Source organism: Streptomyces sp. NPDC051173 (assembly GCF_040689515.1).
GTDB lineage: Bacteria > Actinomycetota > Actinomycetes > Streptomycetales > Streptomycetaceae > Streptomyces.
The window spans coordinates 57,464-69,333 of sequence record NZ_JBFBBD010000033.1 but is presented as its reverse complement, the minus strand read 5'-3'; the positions used below and the strand labels follow the sequence as shown (position 1 = coordinate 69,333).

The following is an 11,870-nucleotide window of genomic DNA, read 5'->3' as shown; positions in this document are numbered from 1 at the left end:
CATGCCGCCGTCGACCTTGAGCGCGGCCAGGTCGACGCCGGAGTCCTTCGTCATGGCGTCGGTGATCTCGCGGGTCTGCCAGGCGGTGGCCTCGACCATGACCCGCACCAACGGCTCCGTGCCCGAGGAGCGGAGCAACACGCGGCCCGTGGAGCCCAGTTCACGCTCAGCGGCCCCGACGGCAGTCGCAAGCTCCTCGGACGTCTTCACGCGCGACTTGTCGACGTCCCGCACGTTGATCAGGATCTGCGGCAGCCGCTCCATGACCCCGGCGAGGTCGGCCAGCGACCGGCCCGTCGCCGCGACGCGAGCGGCCAGCATCAGGCCCGTGAGGGTGCCGTCGCCGGTCGTCGCGTGGTCGAGGACGATGACGTGGCCGGACTGCTCGCCGCCGAGGGCGAAGCCGTGGGCCTTCATCTCCTCCAGCACATAGCGGTCGCCGACCGCGGTCTGGACGAGGTCGACGCCCTCGCGCTCCATGGCCAGCTTGAAGCCGAGGTTGGACATCACGGTGGCGACGACGGTGTTCTTGCGCAGCGAGCCCGCCTCGCGCATCGCGAGCGCGAGGACGGCCAGGATCTGGTCGCCGTCGACCTCGTTGCCCTTGGCGTCCACGGCCAGGCAGCGGTCGGCGTCACCGTCGTGGGCGACGCCCAGGTCGGCGCCGTGCTCGACCACGGCGGCGCGCAGCTTGTCCAGGTGGGTGGAGCCGCACTCGTGGTTGATGTTGAGGCCGTCGGGCTCGGTGCCGATGGTGATCACCTCGGCGCCGGCCCGGGCGAACGCCTCCGGGGAGACCCGGGCGGCCGCGCCGTGGGCACCGTCGATGACGACCTTGAGGCCGTCCATGCGGTTGGGCAGCACACCGATGAGGTGGGCGACGTAGTTGTCGAAGCCCTGGTCGTACTCGCGGACCCGGCCGACACCGGCGCCGGTGGGCCGGTCCCAGGGCTCGCCGGAGGCGTGCGCCCGGTAGGTCCGCTCGATCCGGTCCTCCAGCTCGTCGGCGAGCTTGTGGCCGCCGCGGGCGAAGAACTTGACACCGTTGTCCGGCATGGCGTTGTGGCTGGCGGACAGCATCACGCCGAGGTCCGCGCCGAGCGCCCCGGTGAGATACGCCACGGCCGGCGTGGGCAGCACGCCCACCCGCAGGACGTCCACGCCCGCGCTGGCGAGCCCGGCCACCACGGCGGCCTCCAGGAACTCCCCGGACGCGCGCGGGTCCCGGCCCACCACGGCCACGGGGCGGTGGCCCTCGAACGTACCCGCCTCGGCGAGCACATGCGCCGCGGCGACCGACAGACCGAGCGCCAGCTCGGCTGTCAGATCGGCGTTGGCCACACCGCGCACACCGTCCGTACCGAAGAGTCGTCCCACTGGTGTCCTCCGAAAAAACGCGGGGGTTACGGGGCCCGGGAGGGGCCCCCGCGAAAGAAAGGTGTCGAATCCGGGACCGGAGCGTTGCGCCCGGGTACATCCAGGTATACGCCCCGTGCCGCCGATAGCCGAACGCCCCGGCGGGCACGGAGCGTGCCGCCGGGGCGTTCGAGCAGAAGCAGCGAAGCCGCTGTTTAGCGCTTGCTGTACTGCGGAGCCTTGCGGGCCTTCTTCAGACCGGCCTTCTTGCGCTCGACCGCACGGTCGTCGCGGCTCAGGAAGCCGGCCTTCTTCAGGGCGCCGCGGTTGTTCTCCACGTCGGCCTCGTTCAGCGCGCGGGCCACACCGAGGCGCAGGGCGCCGGCCTGGCCGGACACGCCGCCACCCGCGATGCGGGCGACAACGTCGTAGCGGTCGTCGAGCTCGAGCACCTTGAAGGGCTCGTTGACTTCCTGCTGGTGCACCTTGTTGGGGAAGTAGTCCTCAAGGGTGCGGCCGTTGATCTTCCACTTGCCGGTGCCCGGGATGATCCGGACGCGGGCGATGGCGTTCTTGCGACGACCCAGGCCGGCGGCCGGCTGCGGGTCACCGAAACGGGACGCGAGCGACTCGGAGGTGTACTCCCCCTCGACGATCTCGGTCTCGGTGGTGTACTCCTCGACGCTGACCTCGTCTTCGACGACGGGGGTCTCGGCGGTGGTCTCAGCCACGATTCTCCTCAGATGCTTTCTGTCTGGTCGGCGGTGGCCGGGACTAGCCCTGCTTGACCTGGGTGATCTCGAACGGGACGGGCTGCTGGGCGGCGTGCGGGTGCTCGCTGCCCGAGTAGACCTTCAGCTTCGAGAGCATCTGACGGCCGAGGGAGTTCTTGGGAACCATGCCCTTGATGGCCTTCTCGACAGCCTTCTCGGGGCTCTTGTCGAGCAGCTCGTCGTAACGAACCGCGCGGAGACCACCCGGGAAGCCGGAGTGGCGGTACGCCAGCTTCTGGGTCTTCTTGTTGCCGGACAGGTGAACCTTGTCGGCGTTGATGATGATGACGAAGTCACCCATGTCCATGTGCGGGGCATACACAGGCTTGTGCTTGCCACGCAGGAGGTTGGCGGCCTGAGAGGCCAGACGGCCCAGGACAACGTCCTGCGCGTCAATGATGTGCCACTGGCGCTGGACATCGCCGGGCTTGGGGCTGAACGTACGCACGGTCGTAGCCTTCGCTTCTGAGTGTGGGTCCTGACACGTCTCTCCGGGCAGTCAACCGGCACTGGCGGCGACTCGGGGACGCAACCCGAACGCGCGCCGGCGGTTATCGGCCCGATGAGCAAGCGTAAGGGCCCCTCGCGTGAGAACGACCAAGCCAATACGCATAACGAACTCGTAGAGTACCGGTCGCCCACCGGCGGGGTCAAAACAACATGGTCCCACCGGCTGCGAGGCCCCGCCAGCCCGGGGCGTACGGGCCATGGCCGGGCGCGGCACCGCTGCGCCTGCGGCGGGCGGCCTCAATCGCCGGCCGGGCTGAAATGTGTCTGATGTCGCATATCTCGCGGAGCGCAGTCCGGGGGTCTGGGGGCTTGCCCCCAGTTTCGGGAAGGGGCGGGGCAGGGGAACGAGCGCCGCAGGCGCCAACGGACCCGCAGACGAGGGGGCTGGGGCAGGCGCCCCCCACGCGGCGGAGCCGCACATCAGACGCAGCCGGGAAGGGGCGGGGCCAGGGAGAGCTACCGCCGCCGTGCCACCCGCGCCTCGTCCCACACCGGCTCGGGGACCTCGCGCACCAGGCCGTCCGACCCGAAGACCACGAAGCGGTCGAACGCGCGAGCGAACCACCGGTCGTGCGTCACGGCGAGCACCGTCCCCTCGTACGACTCCAGCCCCTCCTGGAGCGCCTCCGCCGACTCCAGGTCCAGGTTGTCCGTCGGCTCGTCCAGCAGGAGGGCCGTCGTCCCGGCCAGCTCCAGGAGCAGGATCTGGAAGCGCGCCTGCTGGCCGCCCGACAGCTTCTCGAAGGGCTGGTCGCCCTGCTTCTCCAGCTCGTACCGCCGGAGCACGGACATCGCCCCGCCCCGGTCCTTCGCGTGCCCGGTCCACAGGATGTCCACCAGCGTGCGCCCCAGCAGCTCGGGGTGCGCGTGGGTCTGGGCGAAGTGCCCGGCCACCACGCGGGCGCCCAGCTTCCACGTGCCCGTGTGGGCCACGTCGTCACCGGCGAGCAGCCGCAGGAAGTGGGACTTGCCGGAGCCGTTCGAGCCGAGCACCGCGACCCGCTCGCCGTAGAAGACCTCCAGGTCGAAGGGGTTCATCAGGCCCGTGAGCTCAAGGTTCTGGCAGGTCACGGCCCGGACACCGGTGCGCCCGCCGCGCAGCCGCATCCGGATGTCCTGCTCGCGCGGCGGCTCGGGCGGCGGGCCGGCCTCCTCGAACTTCCGCAGCCGGGTCTGGGCGGCGGCGTAGCGCGAGGCCATCTCGTGGCTGACCGCGGCCGCCTGCCGGAGGTTGACCACCAGCTTCTTCAGCTGGGCGTGCTTCTCGTCCCAGCGGCGGCGCAGCTCCTCGAAGCGGGCGAAGCGCTCCTTGCGGGCCTCGTGGTACGTGCCGAAGCCGCCGCCGTGCACCCAGACGTCCGACCCGGCCGGGCCCGGCTCGACGCTGATGATCTTCTCGGCGGCGCGGGCGAGCAGCTCACGGTCGTGGGAGACGAAGAGCACCGTCTTCTTCGTCTCGCGCAGCCGCTCCTCCAGCCAGCGCTTGCCGGGCACGTCGAGGTAGTTGTCCGGCTCGTCGAGGAGCAGCACCTCGTCCGTGCCGCGCAGCAGCGACTCCAGGACGAGCCGCTTCTGCTCACCGCCGGAGAGGGTGCGCACCTCGCGCCACTGCGCCTTCTCGTACGGGACGCCGAGCGCGGCCATCGTGCACATGTCCCAGACGGTCTCCGCCTCGTAGCCACGCGCCTCGGCCCAGTCGGACAGGGCCTGCGCGTAAGCCATCTGCGCGGCCTCGTCGTCCCGCGTCATGATCGCGTCCTCGGCCTCGTCCACGGCCGCCGCCGCTTCCCTGATCCGCGGCTGCGCCACGGAGACCAGCAGGTCACGCACCGTACGCCCGTCGCGCACGGAGCCCACGAACTGCGGCATCACGCCGAGCCCGCCGGTGACCGAGACCGTGCCGCCATGCGGCTGGAGCTCGCCGGAGATCAGCCGCAGCAGCGTCGTCTTGCCCGCGCCGTTCGCACCGACGAGCGCGACCGCGGCGCCCTCCCCGACCCGGAAGGAGACGTCGCCGAGCAGCGCCCGGCCGTCCGGAAGATAGAACTCCAGGTGCGCTGCTTCGACGTGTCCCATGGGTGGGATTGTCGCCGCTGGTGAGGGGTGCGACCAACCGGATTACGATGCACGCCATGAGCTTTGGGCAGGGAGGGCCGCACGGGGCCCCGGGGGAACCCCATCGGCCGACTCCGCAGTGGGGCCCGCCCCCGCCGCCGCAGCCCACCCCGCAGCCACCGCCCTGGGGGCCCGCCGCCGGCGCGCCGCAGACCCCGGACTGGTCGGCGCTCGCCGACGACACCGCGGCCCGCGGCCGCCGCCGCAAGTGGCTCCTCCTCGGTGGCGGCGCGCTCGCCGTCACCGCGGTCGCCACGGCCGTGGCCGTCGCGGTCACCGGCTCGCACGGCGGCGGCAAGCGGTCCGGCCTGCCCGCGCCCGAGAAGCTGCCGAGCTCCTCCGGCGCCCCGGAGCCGTCCTTCTCCGACGCCGCCCCGCCGCCCCCGCCGAACCCCCTCGACTTCATATCCAGCGCCGACAAGGACAAGGCGCCCCTGAGCACGGACACCCTCTTCCCGCACACCAAGCCGGTCCTCTACAAGCGCGCATACGACCGCACCGCCACCGCCACCACGACGGACTGCGGCTCCGCGACCCAGAACGGGCTCGGCGCCGTCCTCACCGCCAACGGCTGCCGCAAGGTGCTCCGCGCCACGTACGTACGGGACGGGATCGCGGTCACCGTCGGCGTCGCCGTCTTCGACGACAAGGCGGCGGCGGACAAGGCGAAGGACCAGTCCACGGGAAACATCGCCTCCCTCTCCGGCGACAACGACCCCGCCTTCTGCCGCGCGACGGCCTGCCGCCTGACGGCGAACGCGCAGGGGCGCTACGCGTACTTCACGGTGGCGGGGTACGCGAACGGGAAGGCGGTGGGTGAGGGCGACACGGCTGCGCTGACGGCTGGTCGTGACGTGTCGGACTACGCGTTCCGCCGGATCATGTACCGGGCTCAGGAACAGGCGGCGGATTCTGTGAGGTCTTCGGCGCCGCCGAAGCGGGCCTGAGCGGCGGCCTGGCGGGTTTCTGGGTGCGGGTCCGCTGCCGCCTGCGGCGGGAGCGCCCTGCGGGCGCGTCCTCAAACGCCGGGCGGGCTGAATGTGCGGACCGTAGCCAGCACATCCAGCCCGTTGGGGGCACCTCCCAGCGGTAGCTGGGGGAGTTTGAGGACAGCGCGCGAAGCGTGCTTCGGGGGTCTGGGGGCTTGCCCCCAGTTCCGGGAAGGGGCGGGGCTGGGGAAAAGGCCCGCCGCAGGCGAACCCGCCTCAGCCCGACGGATCCGCGTCCTCGTCGTCCTCGGGTGCCGCGGAGGGCGACCGCGGCGACGCCTCCGCCGCCGCCCAACGGATCTTCGCCATCTGTGCTCGCAGCAGCGACGGCGGAATCGACACCCCGTCCGGATCCGAAAGGCTCGTCGCGAAGAACATCGCCAGCGTCCGACCGGAGCGCACCGCGGTGATCAGGCTGGGCGCCCGCTCGGCGACGTTCTCCAGGCGGATCGCCAGCGCCTCGTCCCCCAGCCCGGGCGGCGACAGCGTGCGGACCGCCTCGAACTCCTGTGGCTCGCCCTCGCCCGTTCGCATCCGGAAACCGTCCGCGCAGGCGGCGGCCGCCGTACGCAGGGCCTCCAGGGTGTCGGCCGCGCCGTCCCCCGCGTACTCCGAGACGCGGATCATGCCCATGAGGCCCTCGAAGTCCATGTCCTCGCCCGTCTTGGCGAAGGTGCGCACCACCGTCGCGGCGGGCGCGGGCCGCAGCTGGGAGCCCAGCGCGTCGCCCAGCGGCCGGCACTCCTCGGTGTCCGTACGGGGCGTGCCCGCGCCCGCCGCGCCCTCGCCCGCCCGCTCGATCTGGAAGCCGGGCACCTCGTGCGCGCCCAGCTCCACATGTCTCAGCTCGGCAGGGCCCGGCGCCCGTACGGCGTCGAGCTCCCTCGCCCCCGCCTTCTCCGTGCGGGACGCCCCACGGGGCCCGCCGCCATCGACACCGCACCCGGCCGTCAGCCCGAGGGCCACGACCGCGGAAATCACCGCCACCATCGCCTTCACGCCCCCAGCGTCCCAGCGCCCGCGGGGTCCGTCCGGTCGCCACGCCCGGCGCTCCGGTTACGCTCTGGACGGCTGTCCGAGCGCCTCCGGCGCACGGCCGGCGGGGGTGATCGCCCCCTTGACCCACGACCTGTGACTCAAGCCACAATGTAGGCTTCGCAGGCAACCGATACCCCTCCCAACGGTCTTTACCGGCGGATCGGGCCGCACTCGACCAACACTTGGCCAAGCGGTCCGCACAAGGGGACGACCCGGACACCCAGGCCAGGGGGAAGGACGGACGCGGCGCCCGACGTGCCGCGCACACACCGCCATGAAGATCTCTTTCCTTTTGCAGAACGCCTACGGCATCGGCGGCACGATCCGCTCCACGTTCAACGTCGCCGGAGCCCTCGCGGCCCGCCACGACGTGGAGATCGTGTCGATCCACAGAACCGGTGGCACGCCCAAGCTCCCCCTGCACCGCAAGGTCAAGCTGGTCCACCTCATCGACACCCGCGCCGAGACCGGCGCCGACCGGGACAACCCGGCCCTGGAGCAGGACAGCGCGCTCATCCCGCCCGTCGAGGCGAAGGGCGCGCAGTTCAGCGCGCTCACCGACAAGCGCGTCGCCGAGCACCTGGCCCGCACCGACGCCGATGTCGTGATCGCCACCCGCCCCGGCCTGGTGATGTATCTGGCCGAGTTCGGCCAGGACCGCTACCTCAAGATCGGCCAGGAGCACCGGATCTACGGCACGCACGAGCCGAACATCCGCGCCGCCCAGGACCGCGCCATCCCGCTCCTGGACGCGCACACCGCCGTCTCGGAGGCCGACGCGGCCACCCACCGCGAGCACTTCCCGGGCGTGAAGACCAAGCTGATCGCCCTGCCCAACGGCGTCCCGCCGTCCGAGGTCGAGCCCTCCGACAGCACCGTCAAGCTGGTCGTCGCCGCGGGCCGCCTCATCCCCGTCAAGCGCTACGACCTGCTGGTCAAGGCGTGGGCCACCGTCGCCGCCGGCCGGCCCGACTGGAAGCTGCGGATCTACGGCCGCGGCCCCCAGCAGGCCAAGCTGCGCGAGCAGATCGACAAGCTGGGCCTCAACGAGCACGTCCGCCTCATGGGCCCCCACTCCCCCATCGAGACCGAGTGGGCCAAGGGCTCCATCGCCGCCGTGACCTCCCGCGAGGAGTCCTTCGGCATGACGATCGTGGAGGCCATGAACTGTGGCGTGCCCGTCGTCGCCACCGACTGCCCGCACGGCCCCGGCGAGATCATCAGCGACGGCAAGGACGGCCTGCTCGTCACCAACCTCGACAGCGACGCCATCGCGGCGGGCCTGCTCAAGCTGATCGAGGACGACGAGCTCCGGCACACCATGGGCAAGGCCGCCCTGATCTCCGCCGAGCGCTATCAGCCCGACGCCATCGCCCGCCGCTACGAGGACCTCATCGAGAGCCTCGGCGGCGACACCGGCACCACCCCGGCCCCCGCGGGCAGCGCCCCGAGCGAGCCGCGCAAGCCGGCCCCCGTGCCGCTGTCGAAGGTGCTGCGCCGCACCGCCGGCAAGCTCATCCGCCCGCTGCGCCGCTCCGTGGCCAAGCCCGCCACCCCGGCGGTCAAGGCGGCCATAAAGGAGATCGTCCGCAAGCCGCTGCGCTGCACCGCCTCCTGCCGCGTCGACGCCGACGGCAATCTCGTGGTCTCCGTCGACCGCAAGGGCCTGTCCGGCGAGAAGCTGTCCCTGACGGTCACCCGCCGCAAGGAGGGCAAGCCGGTCAGCGTGCCGCTGAAGGCCGCGGCCGACGGCAAGGGCCCCTACACCGCGGTGCTCGACCGCCGCGAACTCCGGCTGGGCGAAGGCCGTTGGGACCTCCACGTCGTACGCGGCGACGACGGCGCCCGCCGCCGGGTCGTCTCGCACCTCGCCGAGGGCCGCGGCCTGGTCGAGCTGGAGCCGCTGACCGGCGCCCCGTTCACCTGGTGGGTGCCCTACCCCACCGTCGACGGCTTCCTCGCGCTGCGCGCCTGGAACCGCGCGCGGCACGCCGAGGCCCGCACGGTCCGGCAGGGCAACAAAGCGCTGACGGTCGAAGGCACCCTGCACGGCACGGAGTTCACCGCCGACAGCGAGCCCGTCCTCGTCGCCACCCCGCGCATCGAGGCGGCCTCGCCGGTCACGGTGCCGGTCACGGTCGTCAACGGCACGGCCTTCACCTTCAACCTGCCGTACGCCGACCTGCGCCACGCCCGCGCCGGGGACGAGAACACCGTCTGGGACCTGGCCGTGCGCCCGGCGCCCGGCGCCGAGCCGATCCGCGTCGCCCGGCTCATCGGCGACATCGTCGACCGGAACAAGACCGACATCTATCCGGTGCTCGACGGCATCAAGCCGTACTTCACGGTCAACAGCGACCTCGCCGTCAGCTGCCCCGCGCCTGACGCTTCCTGACGTCGCATCAAAAAGCGCCGGGCGGGCTGGAGTTCCAGCCCGCCCGGCGCTTTTGCGCAAGCCCGTTCAGCAGCAACCCGCCCCGGGCAGCGTCCGCTTGTTGCGTGCCTCCCGGTTGCGCGCGGCGAGTTCGGAGTCGGCCGGATAGCCGACCTCTTCGAGCGTCAGCCCGTGCGGCCGTACCACGTGCACCGCGGAATCGCGCACGCCCGCGGCCAGCACCTTGCCCGGCCAGTCCACCGGCCGGTGCCCGTCGCCGACGAACAGCAGCGCGCCCACCAGCGAACGCACCATGTTGTGGCAGAAGGCGTCGGCCTTCACCGTCGCGGTCACGACACCCGAGGCGTCGCGCTCCCAACTCAGCTGCTGGAGCGTGCGGATGGTCGTCGCACCCTCGCGCTTCTTGCAGTACGCGGCGAAGTCGTGCTCCCCGAGCAGCGCGCGCGAGGCGGCGTTCATCGCGTCGACGTCCAACGGCCAGTCGTGCCACAGGACATGACCGCGCAGCAGCGGGTCCACACCGCCCACGTGGTCGGTCACCCGATAGGCGTACCGCCGCCAGATCGCCGAGAACCGCGCGTTGAAACCGGCCGGCGCCTCCGCGACCTTCCACACCCGCACGTCGTGCGACAGCCGTCCGGCGAGCCGGCGGAGCAGCTTCTCCTCGTGCTCGGCCCACACCCCGGCCGGCAGGTCGACGTGCGCGACCTGGCCACGCGCGTGCACACCGGAGTCCGTACGGCCGGCGACCGTCAGCTCATACGTCTCGGACGACCGCGTCACCGTACGGAGCGCGGACTCGATCTCGCCCTGCACGGTGCGCAGGCCCGAGCGCTGCTTGGCCCAGCCGGAGAAGTCCTTGCCGTCGTACGACAGATCCAGCCGCACCCGCACAAAGCCGGGCTCAACTTCGTCACTCACCGAGAGTTCCTCGTTTCAAAAAAGGGCGACGCCACGGAAAACGCGGAACGGGCCCGCCCCCGAGGGAGCGGACCCGTCCGTGCGCATCAGATGCGTCAGGCGTCCTTCGACTCCTCGGCCGGAGCCTCGGCAGCAGCCTCGGACTCCTTGACCGCACGCTTGGTGGCGGCCTCGGCCTCGGCGACGGTCGCCTTCTTCGCGATCTCACCCTCGACGAGCTCGATCACGGCCATCGGGGCGTTGTCGCCACGACGGTTGCCGACCTTGGTGATACGGGTGTAGCCACCCGGACGCTCGGCGAAGCGCGGAGCGATCTCGGTGAAGAGCACGTGCACGATGCCCTTGTCCGTGATCGTCTGAAGAACCTGGCGACGGTTGTGGATGTCGCCCTTCTTCGCCTTGGTGATCAGACGCTCGGCCACGGGGCGCAGGCGACGGGCCTTGGCCTCGGTGGTCTTGATGCGACCGTGCTCGAAGAGCGACTTGGCGAGGTTCGCCAGCATCAGCTTCTCGTGCGCGGCACCGCCGCCCAGACGGGCACCCTTGGTGGGACGCGGCATGGTGTTTCTCCTTGTTCTCTGCACCGGCCGTATCAGGTACCGGTGTCAGGTCCGACCGGGCGGTCGCCCGGCCGAAGATCAGTACTGCTCGGTCTCCACGAAGCCCGCGTCCGCGTCGTCGTCGGCGCCGAACGCGTCGGCGGCGGCGGTCGGGTCGAATCCGGGCGGGCTGTCCTTGAGGGCCAGGCCCATGCCGGCCAGCTTCGCCTTGACCTCGTCGATCGACTTCGCACCGAAGTTGCGGATGTCGAGCAGGTCGGCCTCGGAGCGGGCGACGAGCTCACCCACGGAGTGGATGCCCTCGCGCTTGAGGCAGTTGTAGGACCGAACGGTGAGCTCGAGCTCCTCGATCGGCAGCGCCAGGTCGGCGGCCAGGGCGGCGTCCGTCGGGGACGGGCCCATGTCGATGCCCTCGGCGTCGATGTTGAGCTCGCGGGCCAGACCGAACAGCTCGACCAGGGTCTTACCGGCGGACGCCATGGCGTCACGCGGGCGCATGGCCTGCTTGGTCTCGACGTCGACGATCAGCTTGTCGAAGTCGGTGCGCTGCTCGACTCGGGTCGCCTCGACCTTGTAGGTGACCTTGAGCACGGGGCTGTAGATGGAGTCGACCGGGATACGGCCGATCTCCTGGCCCACCTGCTTGTTCTGGACGGCGGAGACGTAGCCGCGACCGCGCTCGACGGTCAGCTCCATCTCCAGCTTGCCCTTGGCGTTCAGCGTCGCCAGGACCAGGTCGGGGTTGTGCACCTCGACGCCGGCCGGCGGGGCGATGTCCGCGGCGGTGACCAGGCCGGGACCCTGCTTGCGCAGGTACATCACGACCGGCTCGTCGTGCTCCGAGGAGACGACCAGCTGCTTGATGTTCAGGATGAGGTCGGTGACGTCCTCCTTGACACCCGGCACGGTGGTGAACTCGTGCAGAACGCCGTCGATGCGGATGGACGTGACAGCCGCACCCGGGATCGAGGAGAGGAGCGTACGACGCAGGGAGTTACCGAGGGTGTAGCCGAAGCCCGGCTCCAGCGGCTCGATCACGAACCGGGAGCGGAACTCGTCGACGACCTCTTCGGTCAGCGAGGGGCGCTGAGCGATCAGCATGCGAAGCATCCTTCAGTCATGGACACCCACTATTTGATGTCCTGAGGTACTACAAGGGTACGGGCGGTACGGCTCCGAAGAGCCGTACCGCCCAGACCCTCAAGGCAAACCG

The 11,870-nt window shown here is 71.2% G+C and carries 10 protein-coding genes; 2 read left to right on the top strand and 8 right to left on the bottom strand.

From position 1 onward, the window contains the following. The 4 genes from glmM to AB0435_RS19060 all read right to left on the bottom strand — a co-directional run. A partial coding sequence (gene glmM / locus AB0435_RS19075; protein ID WP_366427462.1) for a phosphoglucosamine mutase occupies positions 1–1,377 on the bottom strand: 1,377 nt, incomplete at its 3' end. Between the two features lie 194 nt (positions 1,378–1,571). Then, positions 1,572–2,087: a 30S ribosomal protein S9 gene (rpsI, locus tag AB0435_RS19070; protein WP_366003556.1), complete on the bottom strand. Its 516-nt coding sequence runs from the start codon at positions 2,085–2,087 to the stop codon at positions 1,572–1,574. 43 nt (positions 2,088–2,130) lie between these two features. Beyond that, positions 2,131–2,577, bottom strand: coding sequence for a 50S ribosomal protein L13 (rplM, locus tag AB0435_RS19065; protein WP_087927586.1), 447 nt, complete (start codon positions 2,575–2,577; stop codon positions 2,131–2,133). 518 nt (positions 2,578–3,095) lie between these two features. Further along, positions 3,096–4,715: an ATP-binding cassette domain-containing protein gene (locus AB0435_RS19060; RefSeq protein WP_366427461.1), complete on the bottom strand. Its 1,620-nt coding sequence runs from the start codon at positions 4,713–4,715 to the stop codon at positions 3,096–3,098. Positions 4,716–4,771: 56 nt separating this feature from the next. Between AB0435_RS19060 and AB0435_RS19055 the strand changes: the two genes are divergently transcribed. Continuing rightward, the gene (locus AB0435_RS19055; protein WP_366427460.1) at positions 4,772–5,701 is read left to right on the top strand and encodes a hypothetical protein; all 930 of its coding nucleotides are present in this window, start codon (positions 4,772–4,774) and stop codon (positions 5,699–5,701) included. Positions 5,702–5,959: 258 nt separating this feature from the next. Here AB0435_RS19055 and AB0435_RS19050 read toward each other — a convergent pair whose 3' ends face one another. Further along, positions 5,960–6,742, bottom strand: coding sequence for a hypothetical protein (locus AB0435_RS19050; protein ID WP_366427459.1), 783 nt, complete (start codon positions 6,740–6,742; stop codon positions 5,960–5,962). 313 nt (positions 6,743–7,055) lie between these two features. Between AB0435_RS19050 and AB0435_RS19045 the strand changes: the two genes are divergently transcribed. After that, positions 7,056–9,176 (top strand): glycosyltransferase, encoded by a 2,121-nt coding sequence (locus AB0435_RS19045; RefSeq protein ID WP_366427458.1) that lies wholly within the window; start codon positions 7,056–7,058, stop codon positions 9,174–9,176. A gap of 66 nt (positions 9,177–9,242) precedes the next feature. On the opposite strand, the gene truA is transcribed toward AB0435_RS19045, so the two are convergent. The 3 genes from truA to AB0435_RS19030 form a co-directional block, all read right to left on the bottom strand. Continuing rightward, positions 9,243–10,097, bottom strand: coding sequence for a tRNA pseudouridine(38-40) synthase TruA (gene truA / locus AB0435_RS19040; RefSeq protein ID WP_366003551.1), 855 nt, complete (start codon positions 10,095–10,097; stop codon positions 9,243–9,245). Between the two features lie 95 nt (positions 10,098–10,192). Further along, the gene (rplQ, locus tag AB0435_RS19035) at positions 10,193–10,657 is read right to left on the bottom strand and encodes a 50S ribosomal protein L17 (protein WP_366003549.1); all 465 of its coding nucleotides are present in this window, start codon (positions 10,655–10,657) and stop codon (positions 10,193–10,195) included. Between the two features lie 78 nt (positions 10,658–10,735). Next, complete coding sequence (locus tag AB0435_RS19030) at positions 10,736–11,758, bottom strand: DNA-directed RNA polymerase subunit alpha (protein WP_004946635.1); 1,023 nt, start codon at positions 11,756–11,758, stop codon at positions 10,736–10,738. Positions 11,759–11,870 lie beyond the last annotated feature (112 nt).